General features: G+C 68.9%; 12 protein-coding genes and 1 pseudogene. 1 reads left to right on the top strand and 12 read right to left on the bottom strand.

Going from position 1 to position 17,749, the window contains the following annotated elements; translation table 11 throughout:
- Positions 1–230: 230 nt before the first annotated feature.
- From AB0N66_RS36640 to AB0N66_RS36595, 10 genes are all read right to left on the bottom strand, one after another.
- A complete protein-coding gene (locus AB0N66_RS36640; RefSeq protein ID WP_365443259.1) occupies positions 231–1,640 on the bottom strand; it encodes a helix-turn-helix domain-containing protein in 1,410 nt (469 codons plus the stop codon).
- Between the two features lie 41 nt (positions 1,641–1,681).
- Positions 1,682–2,479: an SAM-dependent methyltransferase gene (locus AB0N66_RS36635; RefSeq protein ID WP_365443257.1), complete on the bottom strand. Its 798-nt coding sequence runs from the start codon at positions 2,477–2,479 to the stop codon at positions 1,682–1,684.
- Positions 2,476–3,321 (bottom strand): DUF5753 domain-containing protein, encoded by an 846-nt coding sequence (locus AB0N66_RS36630; RefSeq protein WP_365443289.1) that lies wholly within the window; start codon positions 3,319–3,321, stop codon positions 2,476–2,478. Before AB0N66_RS36630 ends, AB0N66_RS36635 begins: the two co-directional genes overlap by 4 nt.
- A 1,094-nt stretch (positions 3,322–4,415) precedes the next feature.
- A complete protein-coding gene (locus AB0N66_RS36625; RefSeq protein WP_365443255.1) occupies positions 4,416–5,681 on the bottom strand; it encodes an MFS transporter in 1,266 nt (421 codons plus the stop codon).
- Positions 5,678–8,215 (bottom strand): class III lanthionine synthetase LanKC, encoded by a 2,538-nt coding sequence (gene lanKC / locus AB0N66_RS36620; protein ID WP_365443253.1) that lies wholly within the window; start codon positions 8,213–8,215, stop codon positions 5,678–5,680. The genes AB0N66_RS36625 and lanKC (AB0N66_RS36620) overlap by 4 nt, the downstream gene beginning before the upstream one ends.
- Positions 8,216–8,591: 376 nt before the next feature.
- A complete protein-coding gene (gene lanKC, locus AB0N66_RS36615; protein ID WP_365443251.1) occupies positions 8,592–11,168 on the bottom strand; it encodes a class III lanthionine synthetase LanKC in 2,577 nt (858 codons plus the stop codon).
- Entirely contained in the window at positions 11,162–12,256 is a 1,095-nt protein-coding gene (locus tag AB0N66_RS36610; RefSeq protein WP_365443249.1) for a radical SAM protein, read from the bottom strand. Before AB0N66_RS36610 ends, lanKC (AB0N66_RS36615) begins: the two co-directional genes overlap by 7 nt.
- Before the next feature lie 713 nt (positions 12,257–12,969).
- Positions 12,970–13,317: a hypothetical protein gene (locus AB0N66_RS36605; protein ID WP_365443247.1), complete on the bottom strand. Its 348-nt coding sequence runs from the start codon at positions 13,315–13,317 to the stop codon at positions 12,970–12,972.
- Positions 13,318–14,091 carry an IS701 family transposase gene (locus tag AB0N66_RS36600; protein WP_365443245.1) on the bottom strand — a complete coding sequence of 258 codons (774 nt, stop codon included), beginning with the start codon at positions 14,089–14,091 and terminating at the stop codon, positions 13,318–13,320.
- 254 nt (positions 14,092–14,345) lie between these two features.
- Positions 14,346–14,861: a GNAT family N-acetyltransferase gene (locus AB0N66_RS36595; RefSeq protein WP_365443243.1), complete on the bottom strand. Its 516-nt coding sequence runs from the start codon at positions 14,859–14,861 to the stop codon at positions 14,346–14,348.
- Positions 14,862–15,588: 727 nt separating this feature from the next.
- Between AB0N66_RS36595 and AB0N66_RS36590 the strand changes: the two are divergent.
- Positions 15,589–16,515 (top strand): annotated as a pseudogene (locus AB0N66_RS36590) (IS5 family transposase).
- Between the two features lie 15 nt (positions 16,516–16,530).
- Here AB0N66_RS36590 and AB0N66_RS36585 read toward each other — a convergent pair.
- Both AB0N66_RS36585 and AB0N66_RS36580 read right to left on the bottom strand, forming a co-directional pair.
- Positions 16,531–16,917 (bottom strand): HIT family protein, encoded by a 387-nt coding sequence (locus tag AB0N66_RS36585; RefSeq protein ID WP_365443241.1) that lies wholly within the window; start codon positions 16,915–16,917, stop codon positions 16,531–16,533.
- 153 nt (positions 16,918–17,070) lie between these two features.
- On the bottom strand, positions 17,071–17,625 hold the full coding sequence (locus AB0N66_RS36580) for a MazG nucleotide pyrophosphohydrolase domain-containing protein (protein WP_365443239.1): 555 nt from the start codon (positions 17,623–17,625) through the stop codon (positions 17,071–17,073).
- Between the last annotated feature and the right edge of the window lie 124 nt (positions 17,626–17,749).

Here is a 17,749-nt window from a genome sequence, read left to right as displayed (position 1 = left end):
CCCGCCACGCCTGCACAAACTATTTGAAAGTACGCCCGCATCCGCCCAGGCCCATCCCGACCAGCACGTCCGTCGTTGGGCCGACGCAGACCACGACGCAGTCCGAGCCCGGCTGTCACCCCAGTTGGCAGTTACGGGACAGGCCTCAGGCGGAGGCGGGCTTGCTGTCCCGCACCCGATGGCGTTCTGACGCGGCGAAGTGCGGGCCTACTCGAGCCGTACGTCGCGAATCAGTAGGGCCGTTGCCCTCGATACGTTCTGCCTCCTCGTCGTGGCAACAGAGCTGGGGCGTCGTCGGGAGTTGCGATTGTCTCGGCGGCCAGGTGGAGTTCCGCCCGCACCGTCGCGGACGACAGGTCGAGGGACAGCGCCCTGCCGCACTTGCTCAGCCAGTCGGTGAGCGTGCTCCGGCTCAGACTCAACTCAGCGGCGGCGGGGGCCGTGCGGCCACGGTGTTGGAGCCAGCATCGAAGGGCGATACGCAGCGGTTGGTCCAGCGGTTCGAGAAGGTCCGAGGCCCAGCGGTGGGCGTCCTTGGGGTTGAGCAGGTCGGTGGGCAGCGGGGGGTCGGGAACAAGAGATGCGGACGAGCTGATCCGTACGGGAGCGGCAGGCGCACGCACCGCCAGCAGGAGTTGTGCCTGCACGGTGGGGTTGTCCAGTTCGGCGGCGAGCAGAGTACCGATCCCGCGCAGCCGTGTGCGAACCGTGCCCTCGGACACCTCGAGCACCGACGCGGCGGCCTGAGCGGATCCCGACCGCAGGTACGCCTCCAGCATCCGGCGCTGCTCGCGGTCGAGGGGCTTGAGCACTGCTGCGGACCAGGAGGCGAGCCGAGGGGCGGGAACGACGCGGAGCAGCCCGCGCGAACCCAGGACGGTCGCGGACGTCAGCCCGCCGGCGCTTGCGCCGTGACGCGCGTTCCCGGCCTCGGCCCACGCGGTGGCGAACATGTCCAGCGGCAGAGGGTCCGTGACTCCCCCGGCCAACTGATACCGGTCGGCGATGCGCGTGACGAGCGGGTGTGCCGAGTGTCGGTCACTGCCGATGGCGTGGAGCGCGACGACCACCAACTCATTTCCCTCCACACACACCAGCGTGCGGGCGTCGCTGACGGACACGCTGGGCTGGACTGTTCGCCAATGAGCCTGGTACGCGACATGCACCGACTGCCCGGTAAGCCGGAACACCGTGGCATGCGTGACGGCGACGCCCAGCACATCGGTGGCCAAGTGAGGCCGGCCGCTCAGCAGGAGACGCAAGACGGCGGTGTGCAGCCGCTGCTCGGCGTGGTGCGTCTCTTCCGCCCGACGAACCCGCGCCCGCATTCTGAGCAGATCAAGGGTGGTCCGCGCGACCATGTCGACGCGGGATGCGGGTGATGCTGTACCAGGGCCGGGTCCGACGACGAGGGCGGCACCGGCCATCTTGCGGATCGTCAGGTGCGGGTGGAGCTGGGGGTGCGCGGCAGCGCGCACCCCCTCGGGTCCGGCGGAGTGAGGGGTGCTGCAGACGACGCGACCCATGAGGTCCACCAGGACCGCCCAGCCCTCGGCCAGGGCCGCGGCCTCAGCGATCAGCTGAGCGTCCGAGTGGGCCGCTGCGCGGGTGAGCCGTCGCACCGCCTGATACCGCGTCACCTGCACAGGCGAGGCAGGCGCGGGCCCCCCACTGCCGGTCGTCATGAGATCCGCGCCACCCCGCCCCAGCCCGCGCGGTCGGTAAGGCGGCCGGTATTCGCGTCAGGGCGCCAGCGCGGCCAGCTCGTAAACCCGGGTTCGATCAGTTCGGTGCCCTCGAAGAGCTCGATGGCCACCGACGGCTCACGGAAGATGTAGGGAATCGCCCCGGAGCTGTTGTATTCATCCTGCACCGCTTGATGTTCCTCGTCCGCGGCGGTGGAGTGGCTCAGCGACAGGTAGCTGCCCGGGGGCAGCTGGTCGACCAGGCGGCGCACAAGACCCCGAGCTTCGTCCCAGTCCACGATATGGCCCAGCACATCGCTGATGACCAGAGCGATCGGCTTGGTCATGTCCAGCGTCTTGGCCGCACCCGTTAAGACGGCGTCCGTGTCACGCATGTCCGCCTGCACATAGGCTGTGGCGCCCTCGGGGGTGCTGGTGAGCAGCGCATGGACGTGTAGCAGCACGATCGGGTCGTGATCTATGTAGACCACTCGGCAGTCGGGCGCGATCCGCTGTGCGACTTCATGGGTGTTGTTGCTCGTGGGCAGCCCGGCACCCAGGTCGATGAACTGCCGGATCCCTGCTTCCTTGGCCAGGAAGGTCGTGGTGCGCCGCAGAAAGTCCCGGGACTCCCCCGCGAACGGGACAATGTAGGGGTACTTGCTGCTGTAGGCGTCGCCGGCGGCCTGGTCGGCGGGGTAGTGGTCTTTCCCACCCAGCCAGTAATTCCAGACGCGCGCACTATGAGCGACGGACGTGTCGATCTGCGGGGACGGACGGGTTGGCTCGGTCATTCCAATGCTTCTTTCGATTTGTCGGGATGAGGTGCGGTAACGCAGGCATGGTCCAGCAACACGTGATACGCCGTCACCGCGTGCAGGGCGTCTGAGACTTCAGCGGTTCCGGGCAGACCTCCTTCACGAACCACGTGGTCGGGGATCTCCGGCACGTCGACCCGGTACAGAGTCACGGTCGGCATGCCCGTCATGCTGTGGCAGGGCCCTTCCAGAGGGTGAATCTGCAAGGTCACATCGGTGCGCTCGACGGCTGCCCTCAGCGCCTGCCGCTGCTCGGACATCACTCTCTCGCCGCCCACAGACGTACGCAGCGCCGCGGCTGACATGACTGCCCAGATACGCGTGTTCTGGTCACGCAACCGCTTCTGGCGTTCCATGAGCAGTTCGGTCCGCCGGTCCTTGTCCGCGGTGGACAGCTCAGGTCTGCGGACGTCTTCGACGGCACGGGCATAGGACGGTGTACGCAACAGGGCAGGAATGAGCGCCGGCTCCCACACGCGGATGATCCGGGTCGCGGACTCCACACTCATCAGGTCCAGCTGCCATGCGTCCATGACAGACCGCCACGGATGCCACCACCCCGGGAGATTGGCAGTCGCGAGCTGCCCGAGGAACCCTTCGATTTCAACAGCGCCCGCGCCGTACGACGTCAGCAGGGTCAGGACCTGGCCCTCATCCAACGATGTCTCAGCCAGTTCGATACGACGGACGGTTGCCGCGTGGGCTCCGAGTGCGTCGGCAGCCTCCCCGCGAGACATCCCTGCGGCTTCGCGCAGGGTTTTCAGCCGGGTGGCGAGAACGAGGTGCGCGACGGTCCTACCAGACCTTTCGCGAGCCACAGAATCCCCTTCCGGCACTTTCCATAACTTGTGGGTAGTGCAGACTTTGTACCTTGCAATCTTCGTGCGCAACCCTTTGAGTATGTCCAACCCGCTTCAGTGACCGCGCAGTTGCGAGTGGTGAGATGCCGCGCGACTGCGCGGGCCGGCCACCGCAGGGTGCTCCGTTCGCCCTTCCAGAGGAGAGACACCGTTATGGCGTCCGCCCACCCCGCCACCTGTACCTCGCCCTTACGCCTCACGGCGCTGCCCCCAATCAGCGTGATCGTGGGCGGCAACCGAGCTCGCGCGGCCGGACGAGGAACCACTCCGAAATCGCTCCGGACGGGCCCGGACAAGGAACTCCGGTTGACGGTTCCCCCGCCGTGGACCGGGCCGGATCGAGGAGCCACTGTCGATCCACACAGTGCCGGACTACGCACTCAACAGCGTGGTCCCGTCCTCGATCTGGGCTGGGGTGCCCGACCGAACCCGGGCGCCCCAGCACCACTTTCGCCTACCAGCGGTGCCGTGACCGAGAGCTTCAGATTCGGCGGCGATCCCAGCACAAGGCCCATAGCGGGTGCGTGAATAACAGGGCCGGATCTCCTATGCCCAGACAGACGACACCCGACGAAGACCCGTGCGAATCGCCACGTTCCCCGGAGAAGCCTCCACCAGCGCTTCAGCTCCACGCAGAAGAGACCCCGTAGACCGTCCCGCTTCATCCCCGTGGATGGCTGCCCGGCGGCAGCAGTGGACGGCGGCAACCGTGGACGGCGCGAAATCCGGTGGCGAGAACGCCGTGCAGCCGACCACCGACGAGCTGCCGCAGCCTTTGCCTGCGACCAGCCACCACCTGGTCGACACGGTTGGCCCCTACCTCGCGACCATCGTGGAGGCCCGGCACACACGAACAGGCCCGCATCGCCAACTTGCCCGACCTCACCCGCGTTCCGTCACCAGCTGCGCGGGCGCAGGGAGCCGCTGCCGAGGATCTCCGACAATCAGATCAAGCTGCTGCCAGTGGGCAAGAGGATCCGCTTCGGGGCTGTCCCGGGAGCACTTGGTGAGCCTGGCGGGTTTCTCGTCAATCGCGGACACCGCGAAACCAGCTATCGACGATGCGGATCCCGCGTGTCCGGCGCGGCGACCACCGGCGCGGCCAGGTCAGCGGCCCGGATCTGCGGGGTTGCCGCAGCAAGCGGTACAAGCAAGGCTCCGAGCAACAGAAACACGGCTGGCGCCGGGAGTTGTTCCAGCAGCCCGCCGGTGAGAGTGGAGCCGAGCGGTGGGGCCGCCATGAGGAGCAGTCCGCTCGCGCTGTGCACACGGCCCTGGAGATGAGCGGGCGTACGGACCATCCGCGCGAGGGTGATCAGCGAGCCCGACAGCGCGACCGCCATACTGCACCCACCCAGCAGCGGCGCCAGCAAGGCCGGCCCAGTGCCGAGCGCCATCGCACAGACCAGCACCGCGCAGGCCGTACCGCCGACAGTCAGTACGGTCCCGGGGGACCAGCGCGCCCCGAGCCATGGCGCGACCAGCACCCCGGCCAGCGCGCCGACGGCCGACACCGCCGCGATCGCTCCCACCGACAGCCCGGTCGAGCCCGCGCGGCTGCTGACGACCACGACGGCCAGATATGCGCCGTCCAGAACCAGGTTCTGCCCGGCGGCCAGCAGGGTCAGCCGGCGCAGGACGCGGTCCGCCCAGAGCGGCCGCAAGGCCGCACCGCTTTCCCGTAGCCAACCCCGTTCCGGTGCCGGTTCGCCGGCCGCGGGTGCCGGTACGCTCAGCGGCGTTCGGACGAAGTACACGCTGACTCCGGAAATCGCGAAGGACAGCGCGTCCAGCCAGAACGGCAGGCTGGGGGACACCGTGAACAGCCAGCCGCCGAGCATCGGGCCGAGCAGGTACGCGCCCTGTCCCCGTACCCGGTTGACGGCGATGGCGGAGCTCAGCTTGTCGGCCGGGACGATCCGGGTGAGCGCGGCGAGGCCGGCGGCGATGGCGGGCGCGGTGAGGGCGCCGAGTACGGCTCCCACCGCGAGCAGGAGCGGCAGTGCCGTGTGCCCCGTGAGTACTGCGGCGGCCAGCAGCCCACTTGCTGCAGTCCGGCCGAGTTCGCAGCACAGCAGGGTCGTTCGGCGGTCGAAGCGGTCGGCAATGGTTCCACCGGGCAGGCAGGCCAGTGCCAGCGCTCCGGTCCACACCGCTTCGACCAGGCCGGCCTGAAACGGTGACCCGGTCGAGGAGAGGACCAGCAGGGGCAGCGCCAGCCCCGAGGCCGCCGAGCCGAGCATCGAGAAGCCCTGGCCGGTGCAGTAGATCTGGAAGTCGCGGTTGCGGCGCAGGCTGTCGGAAGCGGCCGTCCTCATGGTGCGAGGCCGAGGAACGGCAACGGACCGGCAGTTGAGCCGGCAGCCCGCAGGGGATCCGCGGTCGGTGCGGTGCGCGCGGTGTGGACGGCCAGCAGCACCCCCGCCGCCCCGGAGGCGAGGTCCATCGAGAGCCGGATCAGCCCGGCGTGGCCGAAGGCCGGACCGCCCTCCCAGCGCACAGTGTGGAGTTGGAGGCCGCGCAGGTGCCGATCGCGCACGGCCTGCGAACCGCCCAGCTGCGCTATGCCGTACAACAACCCTGCGTGGCCGTCGAACAGGCCGGGAGAGAGCATCAGTTCAATGCCGAGTCCGTTGCGGATACGGTCCAGCAGGCGCGCGAAGTGCAGATCCTCCCGATGCCCGAGGTACTCCTTGAGCACCAGGCCGATCCCCGCGCTGCCCTGATCGGGGGCGGCGATCCAGCCCTGCCCGTTGCGTACCTGGACTGCGTCGGGGTGCGATACGCCGCACCGGGCGATGTCCCGGGCCAGCGCTGTGCGGGCGCCGCGGAGGTAGGCCTCGTCGCCGGTGGCAGCGTACAGCCGGGTGAAGAGCAGGGCCGGTCCTGACCATCCCCACATCAGGCCGGCTTTGGCGTCGGCCGGCGGCTCGGTGTCCCGGGCCCGCTCCCGGATCCTGTCGGCCAGGCGTACCGCCTGGTCCACCTCGCCGAAGTGCAGAAAGGCCAGGGCGATGCCGGCGAGTCCGCCGAACAGTGCGGGCCCGCAATCGGTGAGGTCGAAGCCACGAAGTCGGTCGAGGGTCTCCGCCGCCTGCTGCGGACGCCCGAGCCGGTCCAGCACCACGGCGATCCCACCGAGCCCGTCGTACAGGCCCGGCCGCGGCCAGCGGGTGGCCTCGCCGGCCCGCACCAGCCAGTCGACGTGCGTCTCGAACTCCGGGTAGTCGCCGCGTCCGGTGGTGTGCAGCGCGTTCAGCACGCCGGCCGCGCCGAAGGCGACGGATGCCCCCTGGTGATCGAACTGCCGGACGTCTCCGGGGAAGAGCCGGTCAGTGCGCTCGGGGGTCGCGGTGGCGAGGATCGCATCCCGCAGGCAGTCCAGTACGGCCGGGGTGTCCCCCAGAAAGTCAGCGGCCTCGGGCGGACGTGCCAAGTCCGGCCGGACGGCGCCCGCGGGCGGCCGGGCCAGATCCTCCCGCAGCCGCCTGCCGAACTCCGGCGGCACCGGGAAGCGTTCCTCCACCCAGCCGGTCAACTCCTCCGGCTTGTCGGGGTCGAACTGCAGCAGTGGAGTGAGCGGGCAGAACACCGCCAACCGCACGCAGGCGAGGGCGTACTGGTCGATCGCGTACCCCGACCTGGCCCAGGGTGCGACAAACCCGGCGGTGCCCAGCGAGGGAGTGAACCCCTCGGCGACGTCGGCGGCGGTCTCGAAGTCCACCAGGCAGACGCCGCCGTCCGGCCGGACCATGATGTTCTCCGGTTGGAGGTCCCCGAACACCACCCCTTTGTCGTGCAGTTGGGCGACCGCGTCCTCGATCCGGCCAAGGATCTCCAGCGCCCACCGGATGTACGCACCGACATCGTCCGTGGAGCCGTACAGCAGCGGGTGGCGCTTCCCGATCGCCTGGGTCAGGACCTCCCCTTCGATGAACTCCTCGACCAGGAAGTGGTGTTCCCAGTGACGCACCCGGCCGAACAGCCGGGGGACGACGTCCAGCCCTGCCAGCCGGGTGATCATCGCCTCCTCTCGCGCCATCCGGGCGACCGCGTCCGCGCCGTGGTTGTCCAGTCCGGCGTGCGGCCGCGCCTCCCGCAGCACCACCTTCCGACCGGTGCGCAGTTCCACGGCCCGGTAGACACCGCCGCTGTTCGAGAAGTGCAGCGCCTTCTCCACTCGGTACGGGAACTCTCCCGAACTGCTCGTCCGGAACGCCCGGACGCGTTCTTCGATGAATCCGGGCACCTTCACCCATCCCGGAACCCGGAAGGACGTCCCGCGGACATCGGGGACGAGCCTGCCGTCCGGCCCGGTGAGGGCGGGCACGTACTCGCCGTCGGGCGCGAAGCAGTACTGCATGCGGAACCCGCCGTAACGCAGGTACAACGGGCCCTCGTCCCAGCGCAGATCGCTGAGGATGTACGGACCTTCCACCCCGCGCAGCAGTCCGCCGAGTTCGCTCAGCGCCTCTTCCAGTTCTTCGGCGGCCGGATAGATCGTGACCAGCTTCCCGCCGCTGGAGCGGGCCGCCTGTTTGCCGTTGACCAGCGCCAGCATCTTGGCGCTGCGCAGGAACTTGAAGCTGATCCCGCGCGTGACGCAGTACTCCCAGACCGTGTCGACCACCCGGACCGCCTCGCCGGCCGTGGCCGACACGTGGATCTTCCATCCCTGCGGTGGCAACACGCTCTCGTCATGCTGGAGATAGACCCAGCCGCCCCCCTCCGCCCTGCGCCAGCCGGGCGGCACCGGACGATCGGCGGGACCGAACCGGCTGGTGGCGTCGTCGATCCGCTCCACGGAATCGACGAAGACGGGATCGGCGGTGAGGTGGCCCTGATCGAGCATGTGTCCCCCGGACGGTGAGTTCGGTCCTGTACCGGACCTGCCGGCCGTCGGTGCGATCACCGACGACCGGCAGGCAGTCGTTCACCCGCGGGACGGTCAGACAACGCCCGTGGTGCTGGTGTAGCTGTTGTTGCAGGGGTACGCGGTGGGCGCGTCCTCCTCCGTCTCCTGCAGGTCGAGAATCTCCGACATGTGAGTCACCTCCTCTACACTGGTCTCGGCTGGGGACCGCACACCGACGGCGGCCGCCAGGCGGTAGTTCACCTACGGGACCGTCAGACAACGCCCGTGGTGCTGGTGTAGCTGTTGTAACAGGGGTACGCGCTGGGCGCGTCCTCCTCCATCTCCTGCAGGTCGAGAATCTCCGACATGTGAGTCACCTCCTTTGCGCTGGTGGGGACAGGTGCCGCGGTTCGAGGAAGGGGAGAGTGGAACCCCCTTGCCCGAGCGCGGAGTTCAGGGCGAGCAGGACGCCGGCGGAGCCGGTCGCCAGGTCCGCGGAGAGCCGGTGCAACCGGAAGCCCGGGAAGGCCAGGTGCCCGCCGTACAGTTGGGCGTGCCAGCCGAGCCGGCGGATCTGGGTACGGATGGCCGGCGCGGCCGGCGGATCGCCGAGCGCCACGAGGGTGGCGATGGCTCCGGCGCGACCGCGCAGCAGTCCTCCGTTGCGGACGTAGACGGGCTCGCAGGTGCGGCGGATCGCCGCGAGTGTGTCCGCCTCGGGTGCGTCGGGGCGGTGCCTGAGGTACTCACGCAGGGCGAAGGCCAGCCCCATGCTTCCGCCGTGCAGATAGGGCAGGCCCACTATGCCGTCGTTGAGCATGACGGTGCCGTCCGGGCCGGGCCGGCAGCGGTCCAGGTCGTGCCGCAGCGCCACCGCGGCGAGGTCCAGCCAGCGGCTTTCCCCGGTCTCCCGATGCAAGTGCAGGAAGAGCAGTGCCGGGCCGGTGGCGCCGTGCAGCAGGCCGACCGGCGGCGGGTCGCCCGGACGGGCGGTCAGCGGGCCGCGCCGCACCAGGCCGGCGAGGTCCTCGGCCAGGCGCAGGGCTACCTCCCGCAGGGAGTCGTCGGACGTCCGCGGCGCGAAGTGCAGCAGGCCCAGGGCGATACCGGCCGTGCCGGCGGCCAGGTCGGCCGGGTGGCCGTCCGGTGCCTGGGCGAAGGTCTTCCGACATCGGTCCAGCACTTCGAGGGCCTGATCCCGGTGGCCGAGCACGTCGAGGGCGTGGGCGACCCCGTGGAGGCCGTCGTACAGCCCGGGCCTCGGGTCCGCATCACGCTCGGCCGCCGCGACGAGCCAGTCCACGTACTCCGCTGGCACCTCCGCTCCCGCCCGGTGCAGCGCGTAGAGCACTCCGGCGGCGCCGTAGTCGAACGCATAGCCGCCGAGGGTCTTGTGCCACGTCGGCGAGCCGGGGAAGAGGCGGTCCGCCCGGTCGGGGGTGGCGCAGGCGTGCAGACCGGCCACCAGCGAGTCCCGGATCGCGGGCCAGTCGTGGTACTCGGCGGCCAGCAGCGTGGCGGCGGGGTCCTCCTGCGGTGAGGCGCCCCCTGCCGGGCGCAGTCCTTCCCGTACCGCCGCGCCGAAACCCGCCGGAACCGGGAAGTGGTGGCCGACGGCCCGCGTCAGGGTGTGCACCTTCGTCAGCTGAGGATGCGGGAGCGGCAGGAACAGCCACAGCCGCAGGCAGTCGGCCAGGTACCGGTGGGCGTCCGGGCCGCACAGGCCGGCCGGTACCGCGAACTCCTCCTCGGCAAGGGCGGATGGCCGATCGTCGTGCGGATCGGTCACCGAGGCGAAACCGACGACGGCGATGCTCCCGTCCGGCCGCTCCAGCACCTGGGCGGGGTCCAGCGCCTTGAAGCAGACGCCTCGCGCAAGAGCCTCGGACAGGGCCGTGTCGATCTGCTCCGCTACACCCAAGGCCCACGCGGTGTAGCCGGGCGCCTCGCGTACGGACTGTTCTGCGGTGGTCAGCGGGAACCGTAGGGACTTGCTTTTCAGGGACTCGCCCGGGATCCGCTCGACGGCCAGGAACCGGTGCTCGCCCAAGGGGACTTCACGGATCAGCCGCGGCACCCAAGGCAGGCCCGCCAGCGCAGTCAGGGCGGACCGCTGCACCTGCAGCCGCGCCACGGCGTCCGCGCCGCGCCGGTCCAGGCCGGCGTGCTCCCGCGCTTCGTGCAGGATCACCGCTTCCCCGGTGGTGCTGTCGGTGGCGTGGTAGATGCCACCGCCGTTGCCGAAACCCAGCGCCCGTTCCACCCGGTACGGGAACTCCCCGGCGGGCTTGGCGTGCAACTCCCGCAGATCCGCGGCCAGTACGGCGGGGGGCTCGACCCACTCGGGAAGGGTGAACATCGCCCGCGGCGGCCGGGGTTCGAGCACGCCGTCCGGCCGGCGAACGGCGGGGACGCGCTCACCGGCCGCGTCCGGACAGCTCAGTTCGCCGTACGACCCGTAGTCGACGTAGAGCGGTCCGGGGCCGTGGCGCAGGGCGCCGAGCACGTAGGGGCCCGCCATCGCGTCCAGCAGGACGCCGAGTTCGCGGAGCACCGTGTCCAAGGTGGCCTCGTCGGCGGCCCGCACGGTGCACAGCCGGCCACTGCCGAAGCGGTCGGCGTGCGCGTCGTTCACCTCCCGTGCGGTGGCGAGGCTGCGAATGACCTGGAACGGCAACTTCCGTTCCACGCAGTAGCCCCACACGATCTCGGCGGCCTTCTCGACCTCGTCCGCGGTGACCGAGACATGCACCTGCCAGCCCTGCTCGGGGAGCGCCGCGGACAGCGGCCGCAGCCGCACCCACCAGTCGGCTTCAATGCGCTCCCAGCCCTTCGGCGGGCGCCGCAGCGCGGGGGCGAGCCGGTCGTGCTCGTCGGGGAAGCGCTCCGGCAGTTCGTAGAACACCGGATCCGCCAGACAGAAGCGGTCGTAGTCCTTGAGCGTCAACATGGCTCACCCGCCAGGGGCAGGGGCTTGCGGCGGTCGATGCGCGCCCGGACTTCCGGGGAGCCGAAGTGGTAGTCGATGCGTCGCACCGCTGCCGCCCAGTCGCGCATGGTGCGCACCGGGGTCAGCGTCTCGACCACGAACCGGTCGTGCCAGCGCGCGAGCGACCGGGCCCACAGCTTGTGGGGCTCCTCGTCGAGGAGGCTGCCGACGGTGCCCTCGTAGATCGGCATCCCCCGGACCTCCCCGTCAGGCTCGACCTGCATCACCGGGGCGAACTCGCCGGCGGCCAGCCGGTCGGGGTGCATCTGCAGGACCAGGTTGTCGGAGGTGAAGATCCCTACTGTCTCCGGAACCGCCGCCTGCAGCCGCGCGACGGTCTCCGGCGCGACCAGTTCGGCCAACTGCTCCTCATCGAGCAGTTCGTGGTCGCCGAACTCGGGCCGGCTGGCCAGCCCGGCGGGGATCGCCGCGTTGAAGTTCACGGTGCCGAGCTCCGGGAAGCGTCCGGGGACGGTACGGCAGAACTCCTCCAGCTGGCCGAAGTTGCTGCGTACGACGACGTAGTCGATGCCGAACGTCCCGTGCGGACCGTCGGGTTGCGACTGCGGTTCCCGTTGCTCCCGCTGTTCCCGTTGCCGGCGTTCTTCCCGCTTCTCGCGTGCGGCGGAGTCCAGCAGTTCCAGCGCCCGCAGGGCGTGGTCGAAGGAGCCGGGCCGGCCGCGGATCCGGTCGTGCACCGCGGCCGTCGCGCCGTCCAGGCTCACGAGGACCTCGTCGAACTCGGCCAGCCGCTCGGTCATCCACGGCTGCATCGTCCAACCGCCGGTGTACAGCGAGGTCTTGATGCCTGCCCGAGACAGCTGGTCCGCGATTTCGAAGATGCCCTTGACCAGCAGGGGTTCACCCCCACCCAGCGCAACCACCCGCGGCTTCAGCGAGATCAGGGCTTCGGCGACCCGCACCATGTCCTCGTGCCCAAGCTGGCGTGACGGCCGCCGGCCCGACTCGGAGTAGCAGTGGATGCAGCGCAGTGGGCACGCGTAGGTGGGGTCCCAGATCACCACCTCCGGACCGGATGACGCGGTCACGGTTCTCCCCTCGGTCGCCTGTCCGAAGACCGACCCGGCCTCCGTTTTCGTACGTGACAGACGGTGCCCAAGAGGCCACGTTCCGCGCTACCGATGTTCCGCTCAGCGGATCTTGGGCCATTGCCTTCCAGTACCTCCCCGCGCTTCCCACACCCCCCGCCCCTGCTGGCTCCGGCCATCCCCAAAAGCCCGTCCCCATCCCAGGTCAGCACCCCTGCCCGTCACCTCCCACCGCACCCCGATCTTCACCTCCGGTCGCCTCCTGACAGGTTTCACACCCGCGTTTCCGGTGACAACGGTCACACCGCCCTGCCCACTCACCGACACGCCCCACCACCGACGGCCCGGAGCTGCTGCCCGGGAACTGCCAGACGGTCCCTGTGGAGTTGCTCTCGCAGGCCCCGCCGACGAACAGCTCGGGCTTGCCGTCATTACTCACTTCGCCGGCCGCGACCGTCGTACCGAAGAAATCGTCGGCCTCGTTCCCGCCAGCCATCCCCCGGCTCAGCCGGCAGGAGCCGGTGACCACGGTCGTTCGCGATCCCGCAAGGCGGAGGATCGTCCTCGTACCGGGTGTACTCGGGCGATTCCGACAACGCGGCGAGGTGCGGTGCCAGGGGGCACCTCCCACGCCTTTCGGGCAGTGAGGGAGCCACGGGGCCCGCGAAGATTGGCCGGACAGGGCCTAGTACTCCAGCTGTAGATGGTGATCTTCACACTTGAGCGGCTTGCCGCTGGTAGTGGCTGGCCTGGGATCGGGCCTGGTGGCGGCGTCGCCAGTTGGACCAGCCGAGCCGGTGGGCGGCATGATGCGCGGGCCGGACGACGAGGGTGATGAACAGGCGCTGGATCTCTTTGCAGGTCAGCGGTATGAGGCCGTTCGGCGCCGGCTGGCGGGCGTGCTCATCGGCCCGGACGACAGCGAGGAAGGCGTGGGCGAGCATGGCCAGGGTGACCCAGCGGGACCAGGACGCGTAGCGGCGGACCTGGTGCTCATCGAGGGCGGCCAGGCCCTTGCCGGACTGGAAGAACTCCTCCACCCGCCGTCTTGATCCAGCCACTCACACCAGTTCGGTCAGTGGCACCGGGGCGGGTGGATAGCAGTGGTAGTAGGCGAGTTCGCCGGTGCTGCGGTTGCGGCGGATCAGCAGTTGGCGGCTCCCGGGGCCGGGGTCGGCGAGGTCGATGACAGCCCAGTCGCAGAAGCGCTGGCCCTTCGCCCCGGTCCCCACTGACAGCTTCTGCCAGGCCCGCTTGGGCACCTTCGTGGCCAGGGTGTCCGCGCGGAACTTCCCCGCGCCAGTGGTGACTTCATGCGAGCAGGCCACTGCAAGCACGTAGCTGGTGCCGCGTGCCTCCAGCGTGGTGCGCAGTTTCGGGTTGCCGCCGTAGACCTCGTTGCCCGCCACCCATGAGGCATGGTGGCCGACATCCAAGAACCGGGCGACCATGCGGGTGGCCAGTTCCGGCTTGGCGGCGAAGGCAGTCTCCACGGCGAGCCCGGCGGCGCGGCCGCGGTCGGGGTCGGAGGTCCACGAACGCGGGACGTACAGTTCCCGGTCCACCGCGGCGTGCCCGCTCCGACCGGCGTAGACCATGTAGACAGCGACTTGGGCGTTCTCGATCCTGCCGGCGGTGCCGGTGTACTGGCGCTGGACGCCGACCGTGCCGGTGCCCTTCTTCACGTCCCCGGCCTCGTCGACCACCAGCACCGCCCGCTCGTCGTGCAGATGCTCCACCACATAGTCGCTCACGTCGTCACGGACGGCGTCGGCGTCCCACTTGGCCCGGCTGAGCAAGTGCTGCATGCGTCCGGGGTGGCCTCCCCAGCCCACTCGGCGATCGTCCAGCAGTTCTTGCGCGGCAGGTCCGACAGGAGTCCGAGTATCAGCCGACGGACCCGGCGCCGGGGCTCGACCCGCTTGAACCGGCCCGCGATCCGGCCCATCAGGGCCTCGAAGGCTTCCTGCCAGCGAGCAGGGTCTACGCTGTGACCTGCGGCCACCACTTGATCGTTTGTCTTCACACGCCGATGATCAACGGTGGTCGCACCCGCGTCTGCACCGGTCCCCACCAGCAAGATCACAGACTAGATTTTGATCGAATACCGCCGCACGGGGCCGTGTTCGGTGTTCCGCACGCCCTCGAAAACGCCGCCCTGGTGCTCGATCGTCTTCACCGAGGCAAGGTTGTCGGCTTCGCAGACGATCAGCACCCGGTCCAGGTCGAGCGTCCGCGCCTCGTCGAGTATCCGGCCCAGCGCCCAGGTGGCGAGCCCGCGCCGCCGTGAGGACGGCCGGATACCGTAGCCTATGTGGCCAAACTGCAGCACGTAGTCGTTGAGTCCGTGCCGTAGCGCGATCCCGCCGTGCACCCGGTCGCCCTCGACGATCCATCGGTACGTACAACCCCGGCCGGCCTCCACCGCTTTCGCACCCGACTCATCAGCCAGCAGCATCACCCAGGCCGCGAACCCGTCTGGGGAGTCGACCTCGTCGGACGGCCCCAGCCCGAATCCGTCCTCGTGGAGGCCAGGACCCCACTCATCACGCGCCTCGCGCCAGGCGGCATGTAGACGGACGGTGGGCGCGATCAGTTCAGGCATACGGAAACGATACTGATCCAGACCATCACGATCTACGGCTGGAGCACTAGAAGGTGTCGGCCCAACACGTCATGGCGGAATAGCCGTTTCCGTATGGGGTCCACAGGTAGATCCAAGCGCTGGCGCCGTACACCCCGCACCCGTTGTAGCGGTCTCCGGTAACGTAATACCCCGGAGCGCACTGCCTCACGTTGCCCTTTTTTACGGTCACCAGGATATCGGCATCATTTAACGGCGCGGTCCGGATCTTCACGCCGTCGGCCAGCGATTCCGCGTACCCCATCTCGCAGCGGTACGAGTAAGCGGCGGCACTGCCGGAGTTGTCGGTAGCGCCAGCAGCGCCCGGAATTGCGAGACTGAGGACTGCGGTAGCCATCAGCGCGGCAGCCAGACCTGACCGAAGAGTTTTTCTCACAGGTTCCCCCACCCGTTCCATCTCGTGCAATAGACGTTGAAGCGTCGATCGTTGCCTGGACAAGTCAAGACCATCTCAAAATGAAGGATTGCTTTCGCCATTCTTCGACTTGAAGGAGACGAATAAGTGAAGATGCAGCGCACAAAATACCCCCGCACGCAATGCACCCCCGCGGCGGAAATTTCTCCTGACCGGATTGTAGCCATGACGTGCTCGCACTACTACTGCTCTGCCCGGGGAAGATGCTGGAAACGGCCAGACCTTGCCCGCCAGATCATGTGACTGCCTGACCTCTGGCTCGTTGTCCTGGGTATGGGGCGCGGTGACTTGACGGATGCGGAGTGGGAACGATTGCGGCCGTACCTGGCGGTCAGCAATGGCCGTTGTGGCCGGTGGAGGGATCACCGGCAGGTGATCGACGGGATCTTCCACCGGGTGCGAACCGGGGTGCACTGGCGTGACCTCTCGGAGAGGTTCGGGCCGTGGTAGACCGTCTACGAATGTCTTCGGCAGTGGTCGGCGGACGGGACATGGGAGCACCTGCTGCAGCAGGTCCAGGCGGCGGACGACACGGCCGGTGACATCGACTGGGACATCTCGGTCGACTCCACCATCGTGCGTGCGCATCAGCATGCGGCGGACGCCCGCACCGATCCGCCGCCGACCCCCTCAAAGGGGGTCGAGCAGACAGAACACCAGGACGAAACACCCTGGCAGGCCTCCACGGCCGACTGGAGGAGGCGGTGCGGGAAGTGAGCGCCTGGGCCGCTCGCGGGGCGGCTTCACCAGCAAACTCCACCTGAGCGCAGACGGGCACTGCCGCCCGCTGTCCCTGGTGCTGACCGGCGGGCAGCGGGCGGACTGCACCCAGTTCGAGGCGGTGCCTTAGAAGATCCGCGTCCCGCGGACGACTGCGGGCAGGCCGCGCGGCAAGCCCGACAGCCTTGCCGCGGACAAGGCATACAGCAACGGGCTTTGCCGTCACTACCTGCGGCGCCGGGGTATCCGGCACACAATCCCGGAGAAGACCGACAGCCGGGCAGCCCGTCTACGCAAAGGGGCACGCGGCGGACGGCCAGCCGCCTTCGACGCGGAGCGGTACAAGAAACGCAACACCGTCGAACGAGCAATCAACAAGTCAAACAGTCCCGAGCCGTCGCCACGCGATACGACAAGCGCGGCTACGTCTTCCTCGGCACCGCCATCGCAGCAGCCCTCATTATCTGGATCCGCACATGATCGCCCGGACAGGCTCTAGCCGGCGGCCATCGTCGCGCGCAGCCGCTTCGCCACGTCTGCCTTCTGCTCAGGGGTGGGTGCCAGCACACCGTTCTCGGTCATGAGCGCGTGAAACTGCTGACGCTCGTACGGGACCCCGGGCGGCAGCCCGGCGATGTGCCAGTGCACGTGGGCGTTGCCCTGCTGGCTTCCCAGCGACAGCAGATACGTCCGCTCCGGGCCGAAGACCGCCTCGACAGCCAACGTCACCCTGCGCACGACGAGCATGAGACTGCTGAACGCGGCCTCGTCCAAGTCCCGGACCACGTGCTCGATGTGCGCCTTCGGCGCCACCAGCACCTTGCCGGGCACGGTGGGCCACCGGTCCAGGAAAGCCACATGGGCTTCGTCTTCGTAGACCATCTCATGCTGGTAGCCCGGGTTTCCGTTCAAGTAGGCACAGACGAAGCAAGGGCCGGTCCGAGCCCTGGCCGCATAGGTCCCAAGATCCATCACTTCCCGCTCCACGCGCTCACCAGTCCTTGGTCTCACCCCAGCAGTCGTCTCGCCTCGCAGTCACAACGGCTTCTGATCGCCGGGGAGCCGAGTACTGATCGCCGTCTCAAGGTCTGCCATCGTGCGACGGAAGGCGGACTCAAGATCGACGTCATAGCGGTGAGCCAGAATGAGCACCGACCACAGGCAGTCTGCCAGCTCGTGCTCCAGTGCCGCCCGCCCACCCGGCACCTCCCGAGCGCCCTCTTCGGCCATGACCAGCTTGGCCAGATCACCGACATCGCCCACGAAGCCGAGCATGAACTCCTCCCGTGTCCACACGCGACCCCGTTCGTGCCGGTTCAACTGGTCGTACAGGTCATGTACCCGCATCGCCAGCCCTAGCAGCTCATCAAGGCTCACCCGGCGCCTCCTACTGATCTGAGTCGGAACGCAAATGATCCCAAGAGTGCCCCGCGCCGAAGTGACCAACTGGCGTGCGTGGATGAAAACGTTCACGGGCTTACGAATGCGGCAGTTCGAGGGCTGGTGCGGGCGGTACGTGACCGGAGTGGGAACGGTCCCGATGGTGGCCGGCCAGCCCTCGTACAGGATCGCGTTGACGATCTCCCGCATCGCGTAACGCCCCTAGCGGCCGCCGCCCCACGGGTGCCTCCCCTTCGATGCGGTGATCACCGGCTCGATCAGAGCCCACCGCTCGTCGGAAAAGTCGCTCGGACGCCGCTTGCGCTCACTCACC

Origin of the sequence: Streptomyces sp. NPDC093544, assembly GCF_040683495.1 — a bacterium.
Lineage (GTDB): Bacteria > Actinomycetota > Actinomycetes > Streptomycetales > Streptomycetaceae > Streptomyces.
This window is presented reverse-complemented; position numbering and strand designations above follow the sequence as displayed.